The sequence below is a fragment of the Kutzneria buriramensis genome, assembly GCF_003387475.1.
GTDB classification, from domain to species: Bacteria; Actinomycetota; Actinomycetes; order Mycobacteriales; family Pseudonocardiaceae; genus Kutzneria; species Kutzneria buriramensis.
Genome location: NZ_QUNO01000002.1, coordinates 174,421 through 190,440 on the forward strand (window position 1 = coordinate 174,421; position 16,020 = coordinate 190,440).

Here is a 16,020-nt window from a genome sequence, read left to right on the forward strand (position 1 = left end):
GATCGTCTGGCAACTTCGAAACGAGTTATCCGCCTTGTCAACAACGCCAACGCACCGGGGGTCCTCGTGTCCGAGTCCTACAGTCGGCCACTGAGCGTGGTCACCGAACTCGCCGACCGGCGAATGGTTGCCGACCAGTCCGACGACCTTTTCCGATCGCTTTTCGAGCGGTCCGGAGTTTGCATCGCCGCCCTCGATCCCGCGTATCGGGTGCTGGAGGCGAACGCCGATCTGTTCCACCTGCTCGACCGGTCCGCGCCGGAGGTGACCGGCCGCGAGTTCACCGATCTGCTGCACCCCGGCGTGCGCGCCGGCCTGCGCCGCCAGTTCGCCAAGCTGACCGAGGGCAAGCGCGGTCGCTTCACCGAGCACGTGGTGGCCATGCGTCCCGACGGCACCGTCGTCGCCGGCAACCTGACCGCGGTCGCGGTGCGCGCCAACAACCGGGTCGCCGCCACCATCCTGATCCTGATCACCCCGAGCAACCCGGCCAAGTCCGGCCGCGTCGTGGTCGACCAGAGCAAGGTCCTGACCGACGTGGACGCCCGCATCCTCGAGGGGGTCGCCGCCGGCGTCTCCACCGTGCAGATGGCCTCGCAGCTCTACCTGAGCCGGCAGGGCGTCGAGTACCACGTGAGCGCGATGCTGCGGAAGCTCAAGGCCCCGAACCGGCCGGCCCTGGTGTCCAAGGCCTACGCGCTCGGCATCCTCAGCGTCGCCACCTGGCCGCCGCGCGTGCTGCCGGACTATGTGAAGTGATCATCCCTCGCGACCACGACCTGTTCGCGGCCGCGACGCGGGCGTTCGACCGGCTCGACCCGGTGATCGGCAGGTATCGCTCCGCCGGGCGGGCGCTGGACGTCCGGATCGCCAACAGCCTTCCCCGACGGCAGCAGGTGATCCGGATGCGTGACGAGCACTACCGTGACACGCTCACGGGGCTGGGCGTCCCGGTCTGGGACGGCCACGACGAGGACGCGGTGCAGCTGCTGTGCACCTCTGGGGACCGGGCGGTCGGCACGCTGAGGCTGTCCGGGGAAGACGACCTGCACGACGATTTCGGCGGCGTGCGGTCGGTTCTGGGGTCCGGGAGTTTCGCGGTCGTGGGACGGGCGCTGGTGGTGCCCGAGCTGCGGTCGTGCGGGGTGTTGCAGGCGGTGGTCCATGCGGCGTGCCGGTGGTGGCTGGCGCATGGACGGGGCGCTCGGCTGGTGGTGACCTGTCTGGCGGCGACGGTGCCGTCGGCGGTCGCCTTCGGCGGGCGGGTGCTCACCGAACCGCTCCTGTTGGGACCCAACCGCGTGCCGGTAGTCTTGGTGGAAGTGGACGCGCGGACAGCGGTGGACGACGGGTGCCGGTGGCTCGGCCGGCACGGATGGTCGGTGGCGTGAAACGGGTTCTGACGCCGACGGGTCACCCGGCCTGGCTGGCGACCAGCTACGCGGACGTGCGGCTGGTGCTGTCGGATCCCCGCTTCGGCAAGGCCCCGCTCGGCGGCGAGGTCACCCGGTCCGGGCGGTTGCTGCCGGGGCTGCTGTTCACGTCCGATCCACCGGAGCACACGGCGCTGCGGCGGGAGCTGCAAGCCGCGATGCGGCGGTGCCCGAGCCGGCTGCTGCGGGATCGCCTCGTGGTCGAGGCGGATTCGTTGCTGTCGGCTGTCGGGTCATCGGGTGACCTGGTGGGCGCGTACGCCGCGCCGCTGGCGATGTGGACGATGGCGACCTGGCTCGGGGTGCCGGCCGAGGATCGCGCGCGGTGCGCCGAGTGGTCGTCGATCGTGCTGTCGCTGAACCGGTTTCCGGCCGCGGTCGTGGAGGAGGCCCAGTTCTCGCTGATCGACTACTTCGCGCGGCTGGTGTCGCCGGGGCCGAATTTGTTGACAGCGTTGACCGATACCGCGGCGGCGCCGGCGCCACTGGCGGCGACGGTGATGGCCACCGGGTACGAGACGCTGGTCGCCGGCATCGCCAACGCGTCGCTGACACTGCTGACGGCCGGCCCCGGGTTCGGGTCCTGGCCGTCCACACAGACGGCGGAACGTCGGATGATCCACGAGCTGCTGCGGTTCGCGCCGCTGGGCGGGACGATGCGCTCCCGGTGCGCGCTGGAGGACGTGCCGGTGGGGAAAGTGGTGGTGGGCAAGGGAGAAGTCGTGCTGGCGGCGACCGGTCCGGCCAACCGGGACCCCGCACGGTTCGCCGACGCCGACAGCTTCTGTCCCATGCGCGGCGACAACCGTCATGTCTCCTTCGGTGTCGGCGACCGCTTCTGCATCGGCTCCCAGTTGGCGATCATGCAGCTGACGGTCGCCTTGTCCCGCATAGCCTTCCGCTTCCCGGGCGTCCGCCTGGCCATCGACCCCGCGTCGGTGACGGTCGTCCCCGGCTCCGCCGAACCCCGCCCGGTGGAACTCCCCGTCCACTGGCGTTGAACCCCCGCGAGTCGCGCTGAGCACCAGGCCGAATGTAGGTTTCAGGCAGAACTGCGACCCGCGGCGAGTTTCTGCCTGAAACCTACATTCGGTGTGTCTGGCTGTGCTTGATTTCCGGGCGAACTCGCGGGGTTAGGGGCGTACGGCGAGGATCTGGTGGACGCTCATGTTGTCGTCGGCGAAGGCGAGGGCGTTGTCCGCGAGCTGGAGGCGCCAGATGCGGGCGCGGGGGGCGCCGACGCGGGTGACGACGTCCTCCCAGCTGGAGTCGAGGGCGTGCCGCCAGGCGTCGATGGTGCGGACGTAGTGCTCCCGCATGGACATGACGTCCTTGATCTCCAGCCCCGCGTCCTTCAGCTGCGTCAGGGTGCGTTCCACCGGCCGGGTCGCCATCGCGGGCGTCAGGTACGAGCCGGTGAACATCCCGCCGCCGGACGTCTGCTGCATCAGCAACTGCCCACCGGGCCGCAGCAGCCGGCGCAGGGTCTCGCAGTACGCCGGATAGTCGTGGTCGCTGACGTGTTCGCCGGTCTCGATCGACGCCACCGCGTCGAACGGCCCGTCGGTGACGTCACGGGGTGCCAGCCGCCGCACCGTGACGGCGTGGGACAGCCCGCGCTCGGCGGCCTGCGCGCGCACGAAGTCGCACTGCGCCGGGGACACCGTCACACCGGTCGCGGCCACACCGTAGTTCTCGGCGGCGTGCAGCACGAGGGATCCCCACCCGCAGCCGACGTCGAGCAGCCGCATTCCCTTGGCCAGCCGCAGCTTCCGACACACCAGGTCCAGCTTGTCGTGCTGGGCGTCGGAGAGCCGGTACTCGGGGCCCTCGGACGTCCAGTACCCGCACGACCGGGCCAGCGTGTCGTCCAGTATGGACGGCGGGAAGTCGATCGTCGGCCGCGTCTCGTCCACCGGCATCCGCCGGCCGCCCACCCCGGTGCGGGCCAGCAGTCCCAGAAGCAACGGCCAGTGGTTCGCCGACGGCCTACCCTTGCTCCGAACGTGTGCAACGAGCTCCCGGCAGTGCCGCAGTCCGACGGCGAAGTCGCCGTCGATGTCCAGGTGGCCGGTGACATAGGCCTTCACCAGCCCCGAACGCCCTGGTCGCAGCAGCAATTGCCGCACGGCGCGCGGCGAGCGCAGCACGGCCACCGGCCCCTCGGACCGGCCGGCGCGGCTGCCGTCCCAGGCCCGCAGTCCGATCGGGAAACGCAGGCCGTACACGGTCTCGATCGCCGTGACGACCTGCCCGGCGACTCCCGGATTCGGCATCGGCGGCTCCTGGCTCGGGGGTGCGGCAGTAGAGGTCCTATCGCGCGACGGCCGGCGAACGTGACGGGGTGGGGGAGGGCCGCATCGCCCGAACGGCCGTGACCTTCGGGCACTCGGGTGTAACCCTTTCAGGCTCAACCGCGCTAATCCCGGTGTGCCGGCGGGCTCCCGTCGGCCGTCGACGGCGACGGGAGTGCGCTATGAGCGGTGCGGGCAAGGGGATCCGAAGACTCGTCGTGGCGGGGACCGCTGTGGTCCTCGCGGGCCTCGGCCTCGCCGCACCGGCGTCGGCCGCCACAGCCAGTGGCTACAACGCCTACGTCACGGACAGCCGGCAGAACCAGGTGTACGTGATCGACACCGCCACCAACGCGATCACCGCGACCATCCCGGTCGGCATGAGCCCGCGCGGCGTCGCGGTCACGCCGGACGGCAGCCGCGTCTACGTCACCGACCACGGCAGCCAGCAGGTGTCGGTGATCGACCCGGCCGCGAGCGCGGTGATCGCGACGATCTCGGTGCCGGGCGCGCCGAACTTCGTCGCCGTCTCGCCGGACGGCCGCAAGGCGTACGTCAGCAACGACGGCACCAACCAGCTCGACGTGATCGACACGGCCAGCAACACCGTGACGAACACGATCCAGCTCGGTTCCGTCGCGGCCGGCGTCACCGTGCTCACGCCGGACGGCAAGTTCGTCTTCGTGGCGGCCACCGGCGCCAACACCGTGTACAAGATCGACACCGGCACCGGTTCGGTGGTGTCGGCCATCACCACCCCGCGGCCGAGCGCCCTGGCGATCTCGCCGGACAGCGCCGAGCTGGCGGCGGTGGACATCTTCGACAACACCGTCACGAGGTTCGCCACGGCGACCGGCGCGCAGACCGGCGTCACATCGCTGCCCGGCAGCCCGCAGGAACTCGCCTACACCAACGGAGCCCTGTACGTCACCAACGCCGACGGCACCGTCTCGGTGCTGAACAACGGCGCCGTGACGGCCACGATTCCGGTGCAGCCCAGCCGGGTTCTCGGCGGCATCGCCGCGACCCCGGACGGCCAGAGCCTGTACGTGGGCAACTACTTCGGCAACGGCGTCACCGTGCTGAGCACGGCGAGCAACACCGTCAGCACGACGGTCCCGACCCCGACCGACAGCCAGCCGTACGAGGTCGCGATCGGCAACCGCAGCGCCGACCTGGCGCTGAAGCTGACCGCCAACCCGTCCGGGTTGCTGGTGCACGAGGTGACGTTCAACGCGACCGTCACCGACAAGGGCCCCGGTCCGGCGACCTCGGCGACCGTGAAGTTCAGCTACGCCAACGGCTTCGTCTCGCCGTCGGCGCCCGGCTGCACGGTCGACGCGAACGCCCGCACCGCCACCTGCGCGGTCGGGCCGATCGCCAACGGCGCCTCGGTGACCAGGTCGCTGAAGCTCACCGTGGGCCTGCTGACGATCTCCAGCTCGCTGCCGGTGACCGTCACCCGCACCGCCAGCGCGCCGACGGATCCCAACGCCGCCAACGACAGCAGCACCGTCACGTGCTCGGCGCTCACCTCGATCCTGGTCAGCTGCTAGGAGAGGCGAGCGCGGCGATGCCGTGATCGATCAACGCGGTGGCCGCCGGGCTGATCGGACCGTCCGCACGCCACGCCAGCGCCAATTGGCCCCGCAGGGCCGGGCTGGCGACGGCGATGGGGTGCAGTCCGGGCCTGGCGGCCATCGACGTCGGTAGGAAGGCGACGCCGAGGCCGCGCCTGGCCAGCTGCATGAGCATGGTGGGATCGTTGGCCTCGAAGGCGATCCGCGGTGCGAAGCCGGCCAGCGCGCACGCTTCGTCCAGACAGGACCGGACGCCGGTGCCCGGCGGCATGCTGATCAGGTCGCGGTCCCGGAACGCCCCGATCGGCAGGGTCTTCTTGCCCTGGAAAGGATCCCCGTCGCCGACGGCGGCGACGATCGGCTCGTCCACGAACGTCTTCAGCGCCACGCCGGGGTAGTTGGTCGACGCGCTCAACGCGATCACCGCGAGGTCCAGGCCGCCGGCCCGGACGGCGTCGACCAGACGGTCGGAGTTGTCCTGCGACAACGTGATCTCGATGGCCGGGTGCTCGTGGTGGAAGCCGGCGATCATGTCCGCGATGGCCACCGCCGGGCACGACGTGATCGTGCCGATCGCGACCCGGCCGCGTACCAGCCCGCTCAGCTCGTCCACCACCTGCCTGCTGCCGGCGACCGCGCCGAGCGCGGCGCGGGCGAACGGCAGCACAGCCGCGCCGGCCTCGGTCAGCGTCACCGTGCGGCCGGAGCGGTCCAGCAGCGGCAGGCCCAGTTCGCGCTCGAGCTGCTTGATCTGCGCGCTGACGCCGGGCTGGGCGACGTGCAGGCGTTCCGCGGCGCGGGTGAAGTTGGCGTCCTCGGCGACCGCGACGAAGTACTCCAGCTGGCGAAGTTCCATAACTGGAGATTCTAGCTCCGAGCGCAACTAGTTCTTGGACTTATCGCTGCGCGCTCGGCAGGATTGAGCCATGACACCTTTCGCGAAGACCCCCGAAGACCTGTCCCGCCTGTTCGTCGAGCGGGCCAACGCCCGCGACGTGGACGGCCTCGCCGCGCTGTACGCCGAGGACGCCGTGCTGGCGTTCCCGCCCGGCCAGCAGACCGTCGGCCGCGCCGGCATCCGCGAGCTCATGGCGCAGTTGGTGTCCCGCGGCGGCGAGTTCACCGTCGAGGAGGCGCTGCCGACCGTGTACTACGGCGACGACCTGGCGTTGACCTCGACCAAGCCGTCCGACGACACCGGCGGCCGGGTGCAGATCGTGCGCCGCGAGGCCGACGGCTCGTGGGTGCGGATCATCGACCGCCCCGAGATTCACTCCTGACGGCCGACGCCAATCCGCGCCACGCCATGGACCGCCGCCTGGTCAGATGATGGGCAGGTCGCCTGCCACCACCGCGCGCGCAACGTCGTCGAGCTTGAGGTTGTTGCTTCGCGCGTGACGGCGCAGCGTGGAGAAGGCGTCGTCCACGGACACCTGTAGGCGCTCGGCCAGGATGCCTTTGGCCTGCTCGATCGTGACGCGGCTGCCGAGCGCGTGTTGCAGCTGGTCGATGACAACCGCGCTGTCGCGGGCCCGTTCGCTGAGCACACCGATGGTGGCCAGGTTGGCCAACGCCTGGGCGAGTGCGGCGTCAAGGTTGCCGGGATGTTCGGACAACAGGCACATCACGCCGACGGTCTGTTCCCACACCCTCATCGAGAATGCCTGCACGGTGCCGAATCGGGCTGTCAGCACGGCGGAGGTGAACAGCGCCCAGTGGTCATCCTCGGTCAGGTCGGGCGAATACATCCTGGGTCCGCTGGGGAAGGCGTTCATGCCGGGTCTGTCATCGGTCCAGGGTTCTGACATCTCGATCGGACCGGGCCAGTTGGCGGAGGTGGCCACCAGGCCCAATGCATTTCTCCGACCGGTCAACAGGACCGCGCAGGCCGACTCCAGCAGGTCGGCGGCAGTTTGGGCGAGAGTGCCCAGATAGTCGATGGGGGCGCAGTCGGTGACAAGATTGTCTGCGAGGACAACGAATGCCCGTCGCGCCCGCCGGTCCATGGAATCCATCGTGTCCTCTGTCGTCGCCCCCGCACGTCCGTCGGACGGGGACTCTACGGAGCATTCCCGGGTGAGGCATCACTCAGTTGGTCTGGCCTCCCCCCCCAGATGGGCTGAAGCGGCGCCGCCGCCGACAAGATCAACCGACAGTGGGGGCGTTGACAGGAGTCCGTTTCTGGTGGCGATGACAACCGCCTCGAGTTGGGTGTGCGCACCCAACTTGCGCATCACGTTCTTGACGTGGCCCCGTGCGGTGTGCGCGCTCACGACGAGCCGCTGCGCGATGGCGCCTGTGTTCATCCCCTCGCCCATCAAGCCGAGAACCTCTCGTTCCCGACGGGTGAGCCCGGTCTGGTTGGGAACGAGGACGGCCGATGCGAGCGCCGCGCCGGACGTCTTCTCGATCAGGAGCTTGCCGTCGAGCGGGGTGCGGATGGCCGTCAGGATAACGGGCAGCGCGCTGTCCTTGGCCAGAAAACCGGTGGCGCCGGCGGCGAGAGCCTCGACGAGCAGGACGGCATCCGGATTGGCGGTCAGGACGAGCACGCGTACATGAGGATATTCCGCTTTTATTCGCCGTGTGCCTTCGATGCCGTTCACGCCGGGCAGTCCGATGTCCATCAGCACGACGTCCGGCCGCCGGTGTCCGATCAACGCCAACGCGTCCTCGACCGTGCCCACCGCCCCGACGCAGTCCAGGTCGGGTTGGGCGTCGATCGCGATCTCCAGGGCGCCAGCGAGGGTCCGCTGGTCCTCGACCACCAGCACGTGGGTCACGTCAGTCGTCCTTTCCGTTCGCGGCGTTCAACCGTACCCGCTGGCCCCTGTTCGGGCGGCGTACCGTGGAATGCGGGCAAACCTCGCTTCGGCGCGACGGGTGGTTCGGCGTGAGACGGATCGTGTGACGCGTTGCGGAACAGGGTGTGCCCGAATGGGGTGCCTGTGATGACTACCTACTTCTTCCGGCTCTTCGTGTTCGGCCAGACGGAGCGGTCTGTGGCGGCGCAGGCGAACCTGCGCATGTTGTGCGAGTCCCTGCTGCCCGGCCGTTACCGAGTCGAGGTGGTCGACGTCGCCGAACATCCGGATGTGGCCGATCAGGAGCGCGTCCTGGCCACCCCGATGGTCGTCAGGATGGCTCCATTGCCGAGGTATCGGGTGATCGGGGACCTGTCCGACCACCGTCGGATGGCGACAGCTCTCGGCCTGCCCGAGGAGGCACCGCCTACTCCACTAGGGGATGAAGCATGACATACAACGATGCGATCAGGCGGCTTCCCACCAGGATCAACGGCCTCGACCAGGTCGCGTTGGGCGGGCTTCCCGAAGGCCGGTCGACGCTGGTCACCGGCACCACCGGCACCGGCAAGACGTTGTTCGCCATCGAATTCCTCGCCAGGGGCATCCAGCATCTCGACCAACCAGGCGTGTTCGTCAACTTCGAGGAGAGGCCCGAAGACGTGCGCCGCAACGCGGCGTCGCTCAGCTTCCCGATCGAGCAGTGGGAACGCGACCGGCACTGGGCCTTCGTCGACGCGACGGCGGACGCCGAGGACGGCGGTGAGGTGATCGTCGGCAACTACGACTTCGGTGGGTTGGCGTCCCGTATCGAGCATGCCGTCCGTGGGATCGGCGCCGTTCGCGTGTCGCTCGACTCGCTCGGCGCGGTCTTCAGCCGGTTTCCGAACTCCGCCGTCGTCCGCCAGGAACTGCATCGGATCGCGCACGTCCTGAACCGGATCGGGGTGACCTCGGTGATCACCGCGGAGCGCACCAGCGAGTACAACGGCGTGTCCCGGTACGACGTCGAGGAGTTCGTGCTCGACAATGTGATCATCCTTCGCAACGTCCTCGCGGACGAGCGGCGGCGGCGGACCGTGGAGATCGTCAAGTTCCGCGGCACCACGCACCGCACCGGGGAGTGGCTGTTCACGATCGATCCGAAGCACGGCATCGTCGTGATGCCGCTGGCGTTCCTCACGCCGCTCGCGGTGGCGTCCCGGACGCGTGTCTCCACGGGCAACCCCGGACTGGACGAGATGTGCGGGGGCGGCGTCTACCAGGATTCGATCGTCCTGCTGACCGGGCCGAGCGGCGTCGGGAAGACGCTGACCGGCCTCGGATTCACCGCGGCCGGGATCGCGGCCGGCGAGCGCTGCCTGATCTTCGCCCTGGACGAGAGCCGCGCCCAGTTGGGCCGAAACGCCGCCGGCTGGGGGCTCGATCTCGACTCGATGGAGGCGTCCGGCCTGCTCCGGATCGTGTGCGACTACCCGGAGGTCGCCTCGTTGGAGGACCACTTCCTGCGGCTCAGGCAGCTGATCGAGGAGTTTCAGCCGACCCGCCTGGTGATGGACACACTGTCGGCCCTGGAACGGGTCGTCACGCCCCGAGCACTGCTCGACTTCGTGCTGTCGCTCGGCGCCGTGGTGCGTCAACACCGGGTGACCACGCTGCTCACCTCGGCGCCCTCCGGGCGGTTCACTCCCCAGCTCACGCCGGCGATCGCGGCCGAGATCGCCAGCCTCACCGATGTCTCCATCAACCTCCGCTACGTCGAGTCCGCCGGTGAGATCCATCGCGTCGTCGCCGTCCTTCAGACGCGAGGTTCCATGCATGACCCCAGCATCCGGCACGTGACCGTCGACAGCGAGGGCCTGCACGTCGGCGAGCGCGTGACCAGAGTGGTGGGCATCCTGTCCGGCAACTCGACGATTCCCGGGGTTCCGTGGTTGCTGGCCGAGTCGCCGGAGCCGGAAGAACAGCAGTCAGGTGAGTGAGTTCGCCGATATCAGCCGTCTCGTCATCACGGGACCGGCCGACGGGATCCTGGCCGTGAACAGGAAAGGGGTCATCCAGCTGTGCAACAAGGCCGCGGAAGACCTGTTCGCCCGACCGGCGGACGCCCTGATCGGCGCCGAATTCGGGCACCCCATCGCCCCGAACGGCGTCTTCGAGATCGACCTGATCCTGCCCGGCGGCCAGGTGCGGGTGGTCGAGATGCGGATCATCATCACCACCACCACCGGCGAGCAGCTGCGACAGGCCGTGCTGCGAGATGTCACCCATCCAGACGTCGAATACGCACTGGAGCGGCAGAACATCGTGCTCGCGGTGGCGGCGCACGAGCTGCGCAGCCCGCTCGCCGCGATCAGCCTGCTGGCACACGTGCTGCGCGACAACGAGACCACGCTGGCCCGACAGCGTCGAGTCGAGATCATCGAGCGCATCATCTCGCGCACCGTCTACGCTCAGGCCCTGGTGCGCAAGCTTCTCACCGCATCGCGGATCGACGCCGGCGGCAGCCCGGTCATCGAGAGCGTTTCCGTCTTCGAAGTCGTGGTCGAGCAGCTCGCAGAGATCGCGCAGCGGCGCGACCACCTCCGCGTGTCGGTGCCCGACGGGCTCGTGGCCGTCGTCGACCGCGCCGAGTTCCGTCAGATGCTCACGAACTACCTGGAGAACGCCCTCAGCTACGGCGAGCCGCCGGTCGAGATAGCGGCCAGGGCGACAGCGGGGTGGATCGAGATCCGGGTGACCGACCACGGCCCCGGCGTGCCCGCCTCCTTCGTGGCGCGGCTGTTCGAGCGGTTCAGCCGCGGGCCTGGCAGTGAGCGCAGGGGCGAAGGGACCGGTCTGGGACTGTGGATCGTCCGCAACCTCGCGCGGGCCAATGGGGGAGAAGCCTGGTACGAACCCGGCCATCCGCACGGCTCTCGCTTCTGTCTGCGCCTGCGGCAGGCCGGCGTCGGGCGGGCGATATCCGGTTGATCAGCCGCCGAACGGGTACCGACCGGTGACCCGCCAGGTGCCGGCGTAGGTGAGGACCCAGAGCTGGTCCAGCCGCGCGGGCACCGGCGCCGCCAAGGCGGCGATGGTCGCGCCGGCCGCATCGTCCACGCCCATTGCCAGCGTCAGATGTGCCTCGGGGGAGGGGCCGAAGCGCCCGCCGTACGGTGCGACCTCCGGCCAGTGCCGCCGAACCGCCACCGTGAGCGGCGTCAGGGCGTCGGAGGTGAGTGCTACGAAACCCGGTTCTCGTACCACCCGGTCCAACACGACATCGACCGGTGCCAGCTCGGCGGCGACTGCTGCGAGCTTCTCGGCGGCGGCCGGCACGAACGGGTAGAGCATGGTCACGTGCCCGGTGTCGCCGTCCCGGACCGCCCCGGGGAAGGCGGCGGCGATCCGCGCCAGCAGCGGAGCGGCTGCGGGTACGGGGATGATCAGGGCGGACTGACCGGGCTCGGGCACCGGCACATTATCCGTGCGGGCTGTCCATCTCCCGGGCCAACACCTTGGCCGCCTTGATCAGCAGCGGCACGACCTCGTCCACCGCGATCATGCTCATCCGGGTCTCCGGGCCGCTGATGGAGATCGCCGCGTTGGACGGCGACCCCGGCACCGCCACGGCCAGGCAGCGCACCCCGATCTCCTGCTCGCCGTCGTCCACCGCGTACCCCTGTTCGCGGATCGACGTCAGCTCGGTCCGCATGGCGTCGACCGTGGTGATCGACCGTTCGGTCTGCGGCTTCATCTGGGCCCGGGCCAGCACCTGCGCCACCGTGTCGTCGGGCAGCTGGGCCAGGATCGCCTTGCCGACGGCCGTGCAGTGCGCGTCCACCCGGCGCCCGACCTCGGTGAACATGCGCATCGAGTGCCGCGACGGGGCCTGTGCCACGTACACGACCTGGTCGCCGTCCAGCACCGCCATGTTCGACGTCTCGCCGGTGACCTCGGTGAGTTCGGCCAGATAGGGGCGGGCCCACGCGCCGAGCGTGCGGCTCGCCGTCTCGCCCAGCCGGATCAGGCGCGGCCCCAGCGCGTAGCGGCGCGACGGCTGCTGCCGCACGTAGCCGCCGCCGACCAGGGTGCGCATGATCCGGTGGATCGTCGGCAGCGGCAGGCCCGAGCTGGCCGCCAGCTGGCTGAGCGCGACTTCGCCGCCGGCCTCGGCCATCAGCTCCAACAGCTCGAAGGTGCGTTCGACCGACTGCACCCCACCGGTGTTCGTCATGCGATCAGGGTCTCCCTGTACTTGGCTCGTGCCCAAGGGTACCGTGGCTTCGCCCGGTTCTGGAAGAAAAACTCCACGATGAGGAAAACAGTGCCTGAGATCCTGACCCCGGAGGCGGTGGATTTCGTCACCGACCTCAACCGGACCTTCGCCCCGCGTCGCGACGAGCTGATCGCGGCCCGCGCCGCTCGCCGAGTTGAGTTGGCCGGCGGCCGCAAGCTGGACTTTCTCCCCGAGACCGCGTCCATCCGCGACGCGCAGTGGCAGGTCGCGCCGGCCCCGCCCGCGCTGACCGACCGGCGCGTGGAGATCACCGGGCCCACCGAGCGCAAGATGGCGATCAACGCGCTGAACTCGGGGGCCAAGGTGTGGCTGGCCGACCTGGAGGACGCCAACACGCCGCACTGGCACAACGTGGTGTCCGGGCAGGAGAACCTGTACGACGCGGTGCGCGGCACCATCGTGCACACCTCGCCCGAGGGCAAGCACTACGCGCTGCGCTCGGACGTGCGGCCGGCGACCATCGTCATGCGGCCCCGCGGCTGGCACCTCGACGAACGGCACCTTCCCGTGGACGGCCGGCCCGCGGTCGGGGCCCTGGTCGACTTCGGACTGTATTTCTTCCACAACGTCCGCGAGTTGCTGGCGCGCGGCAGCGGGCCGTATTTCTATCTGCCGAAGATGGAAAGCCACCTCGAGGCGCGGCTGTGGAATGACGTTTTCACCTACGCGCAGGAGCGGCTGGGCATTCCCCACGGCACCATTCGCGCCACCGTGCTGATCGAGACCGTGCCGGCCGCGTTCGAGATGGAGGAGATCCTCTACGAGCTGCGCGACCACGCGTCCGGTCTGAACGCCGGGCGGTGGGACTACCTGTTCAGCCTGATCAAGACGTTCCGCGACGCCGGCGAGGAGTTCGTGCTGCCGGACCGCAACAGCGTCACCATGACCGCGCCGTTCATGCGGGCGTACACGGAACTGCTGGTCCGGACCTGCCACAAGCGCGGCGCCTTTGCCATGGGCGGCATGGCCGCGTTCATTCCGAACCGGCGCGATCCCGAGGTCACCGCGGCCGCGCTGGAGAAGGTCCGCGCCGACAAGAGCCGCGAGGCCGGGGACGGCTTCGACGGTTCCTGGGTGGCGCATCCGGATCTGGTTCCCGTGTGCCAGGCCGTCTTCGACGAGGTGCTCGGCAAGCGGCCGAATCAGTTGGACAAGCTGCGCCCGGAGGTTCGGGTGACCGCCGATCAGCTGTTGGACGTCAAATCCACGCCCGGTGAGGCGACGTTTGCCGGCGTGCGGTCCGCTGTGGATGTCGGTGTGCGGTACATCCAGTCGTGGCTTTCCGGCAACGGGGCTGCCGCGATTCACAACCTGATGGAGGACGCCGCCACCGCCGAGATTTCCCGTTCGCAGTTGTGGCAGTGGGTGCACAACGGCACGGTGTTGTCGGACGGCCAGGTCGTCACGGCCGCGCTGGTTCGCGAGGTGTTGGCGGACGTGCGTTCCGAGCTGTCGGGTGATCACCTGGACGCCGCGTGCGAGCTGTTCGAGCAGGTGGCGCTGGACGATCACTTCGTGGACTTCCTGACCCTGCCGGCCTACGACAAGATCGACTGATGGACCTCGACAAGCTGGTGTCCGAACTGGACAGTCAACTGTCCGATGTGGATGCCCTGCGGGAACGCCTGTATCCGGGTTCGTCCGGTGTCCGCCAGCCCGTGCACACCGTGTACGTGCCGGCGGACCAGGTCGTGCCCGACCTGGTCGCTTCCTGGGGCGCCCGCGCGCTGGCCGCGTTGGACGAGTTCGCGCCCAATGCCGGCGCTTTGAGCGACGCGGTCGGGGTGGATGCCGTTCCCGTGTACCAGCGGGTGGTCGACAAACTTCGTGCCGAGCCGATCGAGGATCTCCGAATCGACTTCGAGGACGGCTACGGGTTCGTCGACGATGCCGTCGAGGATCAGCATGTTCGGGCCGCCGCGGACGTTCTGCGGGCCGGGGCGACGCCGTTCTGCGGGGTTCGGATCAAGGGCTTCGAGCCGGCCGGGCGCCGCCGCGGCGTACGGACCTTGAGTCTGTTGCTGGACGCCTTGGGCCCGCTGCCGCCGAATTTCGTCGTCACGCTGCCGAAGGTGACGTCGGTGGAGCAGGTGCAGTCCATGGTGTGGCTGTGTGGTCAGCTGGAGCGGTCGCCCGGCTCGCTGCGTTTCGAGCTCCAGATCGAGACCACCCAGGCCGTGCTGGGTTTTGACGGTGCCGCGACGGTGGCGCGGATGATTCATGCGTCCGAGGGTCGGTGCACCGGTTTGCATTACGGGACCTATGACTACAGTGCCGCTTGCGGCGTCACCGCCGCGCAGCAGTCCATGGAGCATCCGGTCGCCGATCACGCCAAGAACGTGATGTTGTTGGCTGCGGCGGGGACCGGGGTGCATGTTTCGGACGGGTCGACGAATGTGCTGCCGGTAGGGGATTCCGATGCCGTGCATGCCGGGTGGCGGCTGCACACGCGGTTGGTGACTCGGTCGTTGGAGCATGCGCTGTACCAGGGGTGGGACCTGCATCCGCACCAGCTCCCGTCTCGGTTCCTGGCCACCTTTTCGTTCTACCGTGCGGCTTTTCCGCAGGCGGCGGACCGGTTGCGGGCGTACCTCGGGAAGTCGTCCGGGGCGTTCCTGGACGAGCCGGCGACGGCTCAGGCCATGAGCGCGGCCCTGGTGCGGGGCATGGATTGCGGGGCGCTGGACGTGTCGGAGGTGGAGGCGGCGGTCGGGGTCGAGCGTTCCGTGCTGGACGGCTTCGCTCGGCGGCGCGTCGGCTAGGTGGTGTCGAGAAGGCGGGCGGCCCCCGCCCGCCTTCTTCCGCGCGTTGTCGCTCGCCGCTCCCTAGCGCTGCATGGCGCCCAGCCCGGCCTCCCGGGCCAGCACGATCGCCTCGGCCCGGGAACCGGTGCGCAGCTTGGTGAAGATGGCCGACAGGTGATTGCTGACGGTCTTGGGCGACAACCGGAGCTGCCGGGCGATCAGCTGGTTGGACAGGCCGGCGGCGACCAGGTTGAGGACCTCCCGCTCGCGGCCGGTCAGGCCCGGGAACGGTACCGAGACGGCGGCCAAGGGGCGCGCCACCAATGCCAGGAGGCGATCGGCGGCGGCGCGGCTGAAGATCATCTCGCCGGCGGCGACGCCTTGGATGCCCCGGACGATCTCGTCGCGTGAGGCGTCCTTGTGCAGGTAGCCGCGGACGCCGGCGCGCAGGGCTGCGCGCAGGGTGTCGTCGGCGAGTGTGGACGTCAATGCCAGGACGGCCACGTCCGGTGCGGACCGGCGCAGCTCGGTCAGCACGACGTCGCCGTCGGCCAGGTCGAGCACCAGCACGTCGGGCCGGTGCAGCAGCACCTCACGCACGGCCTCCCGAGCCGTCGAGGCCTCGGCGACCACGTCGAAGTCCTCGCACAGGACCCGCAATCCCATGCGCACCACGGGTTCGCCGCTGGCCACGGCCACCGTCACGCGCTCCGCGGCGGCCGGCCGCGCCGGTAGGGTGAGTACTGCTCTCCCATTGCTCATGTCGTACCCCCAGATCCCTCTGTGGCTTGACGCTACGGCACGGCGTTCATATCCCGTTCAAATCAACAGTCGTGACCGGCTCGTGACACGGCATTTGCAATTCCGGAATGGGGGTGAAGAC

At 69.4% G+C, this 16,020-nt stretch carries 17 protein-coding genes; 10 read left to right on the plus strand and 7 right to left on the minus strand.

The features are described from left to right. The first annotated feature begins 66 nt into the window (after positions 1 to 66). The 3 genes from BCF44_RS05705 to BCF44_RS05715 are packed head-to-tail and all read left to right on the plus strand — an operon-like array spanning position 67 to position 2,434. On the plus strand, positions 67 to 759 hold the full coding sequence (locus BCF44_RS05705) for a LuxR C-terminal-related transcriptional regulator (protein WP_246014862.1): 693 nt from the start codon (positions 67 to 69) through the stop codon (positions 757 to 759). Continuing rightward, positions 756 to 1,391, plus strand: a complete 636-nt coding sequence (locus BCF44_RS05710) for a GNAT family N-acetyltransferase (RefSeq protein WP_116173054.1) — start codon at positions 756 to 758, stop codon at positions 1,389 to 1,391. Before BCF44_RS05705 ends, BCF44_RS05710 begins: the two co-directional genes overlap by 4 nt. Further along, positions 1,388 to 2,434, plus strand: coding sequence for a cytochrome P450 (locus BCF44_RS05715; RefSeq protein ID WP_170217355.1), 1,047 nt, complete (start codon positions 1,388 to 1,390; stop codon positions 2,432 to 2,434). Before BCF44_RS05710 ends, BCF44_RS05715 begins: the two co-directional genes overlap by 4 nt. A 132-nt stretch (positions 2,435 to 2,566) precedes the next feature. Here BCF44_RS05715 and BCF44_RS05720 read toward each other — a convergent pair whose 3' ends face one another. Next, positions 2,567 to 3,709 carry an SAM-dependent methyltransferase gene (locus tag BCF44_RS05720; protein WP_116173056.1) on the minus strand — a complete coding sequence of 381 codons (1,143 nt, stop codon included), beginning with the start codon at positions 3,707 to 3,709 and terminating at the stop codon, positions 2,567 to 2,569. 200 nt (positions 3,710 to 3,909) lie between these two features. Between BCF44_RS05720 and BCF44_RS05725 the strand changes: the two genes are divergently transcribed. Next, positions 3,910 to 5,283: a DUF11 domain-containing protein gene (locus tag BCF44_RS05725; protein WP_116173057.1), complete on the plus strand. Its 1,374-nt coding sequence runs from the start codon at positions 3,910 to 3,912 to the stop codon at positions 5,281 to 5,283. Here the strand turns inward: BCF44_RS05725 and BCF44_RS05730 are convergent. After that, positions 5,273 to 6,163 carry a LysR family transcriptional regulator gene (locus tag BCF44_RS05730; protein ID WP_116173058.1) on the minus strand — a complete coding sequence of 297 codons (891 nt, stop codon included), beginning with the start codon at positions 6,161 to 6,163 and terminating at the stop codon, positions 5,273 to 5,275. The two genes, BCF44_RS05725 and BCF44_RS05730, sit on opposite strands and share 11 nt — an antisense overlap. Positions 6,164 to 6,233: 70 nt before the next feature. Between BCF44_RS05730 and BCF44_RS05735 the strand changes: the two genes are divergently transcribed. Next, on the plus strand, positions 6,234 to 6,587 hold the full coding sequence (locus BCF44_RS05735) for a YybH family protein (RefSeq protein ID WP_116173059.1): 354 nt from the start codon (positions 6,234 to 6,236) through the stop codon (positions 6,585 to 6,587). A 42-nt stretch (positions 6,588 to 6,629) separates the two neighbouring features. On the opposite strand, the gene BCF44_RS05740 is transcribed toward BCF44_RS05735, so the two are convergent. Continuing rightward, entirely contained in the window at positions 6,630 to 7,313 is a 684-nt protein-coding gene (locus BCF44_RS05740; protein WP_170217356.1) for an ANTAR domain-containing protein, read from the minus strand. A 78-nt stretch (positions 7,314 to 7,391) separates the two neighbouring features. After that, positions 7,392 to 8,090, minus strand: coding sequence for a response regulator (locus tag BCF44_RS05745; protein WP_116173061.1), 699 nt, complete (start codon positions 8,088 to 8,090; stop codon positions 7,392 to 7,394). Between the two features lie 168 nt (positions 8,091 to 8,258). Here BCF44_RS05745 and BCF44_RS05750 point away from each other — a divergent pair, with 168 nt between their 5' ends. Genes BCF44_RS05750 through BCF44_RS05760 form a run of 3 tightly spaced genes read left to right on the plus strand, consistent with a single transcriptional unit; the run spans position 8,259 to position 11,084 of the window. Beyond that, complete coding sequence (locus tag BCF44_RS05750) at positions 8,259 to 8,564, plus strand: circadian clock KaiB family protein (RefSeq protein ID WP_147328398.1); 306 nt, start codon at positions 8,259 to 8,261, stop codon at positions 8,562 to 8,564. Continuing rightward, a complete protein-coding gene (gene kaiC / locus BCF44_RS05755; RefSeq protein ID WP_116173063.1) occupies positions 8,561 to 10,093 on the plus strand; it encodes a circadian clock protein KaiC in 1,533 nt (510 codons plus the stop codon). Before BCF44_RS05750 ends, kaiC begins: the two co-directional genes overlap by 4 nt. Then, positions 10,086 to 11,084: a sensor histidine kinase gene (locus BCF44_RS05760; RefSeq protein WP_116173064.1), complete on the plus strand. Its 999-nt coding sequence runs from the start codon at positions 10,086 to 10,088 to the stop codon at positions 11,082 to 11,084. Before kaiC ends, BCF44_RS05760 begins: the two co-directional genes overlap by 8 nt. Here the strand turns inward: BCF44_RS05760 and BCF44_RS05765 are convergent, their stop codons facing one another. Next, positions 11,085 to 11,567, minus strand: coding sequence for a 2'-5' RNA ligase family protein (locus BCF44_RS05765; RefSeq protein ID WP_246014863.1), 483 nt, complete (start codon positions 11,565 to 11,567; stop codon positions 11,085 to 11,087). It lies immediately after the preceding gene. Between the two features lie 7 nt (positions 11,568 to 11,574). Continuing rightward, positions 11,575 to 12,330 carry an IclR family transcriptional regulator gene (locus tag BCF44_RS05770; protein ID WP_116173065.1) on the minus strand — a complete coding sequence of 252 codons (756 nt, stop codon included), beginning with the start codon at positions 12,328 to 12,330 and terminating at the stop codon, positions 11,575 to 11,577. A 90-nt stretch (positions 12,331 to 12,420) separates the two neighbouring features. Here BCF44_RS05770 and aceB point away from each other — a divergent pair, with 90 nt between their 5' ends. Beyond that, on the plus strand, positions 12,421 to 13,950 hold the full coding sequence (aceB, locus tag BCF44_RS05775) for a malate synthase A (RefSeq protein ID WP_246014864.1): 1,530 nt from the start codon (positions 12,421 to 12,423) through the stop codon (positions 13,948 to 13,950). Next, complete coding sequence (locus BCF44_RS05780; RefSeq protein ID WP_116173067.1) at positions 13,950 to 15,155, plus strand: DUF6986 family protein; 1,206 nt, start codon at positions 13,950 to 13,952, stop codon at positions 15,153 to 15,155. Before aceB ends, BCF44_RS05780 begins: the two co-directional genes overlap by 1 nt. Before the next feature lie 63 nt (positions 15,156 to 15,218). On the opposite strand, the gene BCF44_RS05785 is transcribed toward BCF44_RS05780, so the two are convergent. Beyond that, positions 15,219 to 15,899, minus strand: a complete 681-nt coding sequence (locus BCF44_RS05785; protein ID WP_116173068.1) for a LuxR C-terminal-related transcriptional regulator — start codon at positions 15,897 to 15,899, stop codon at positions 15,219 to 15,221. Positions 15,900 to 16,020: the final 121 nt, after the last annotated feature.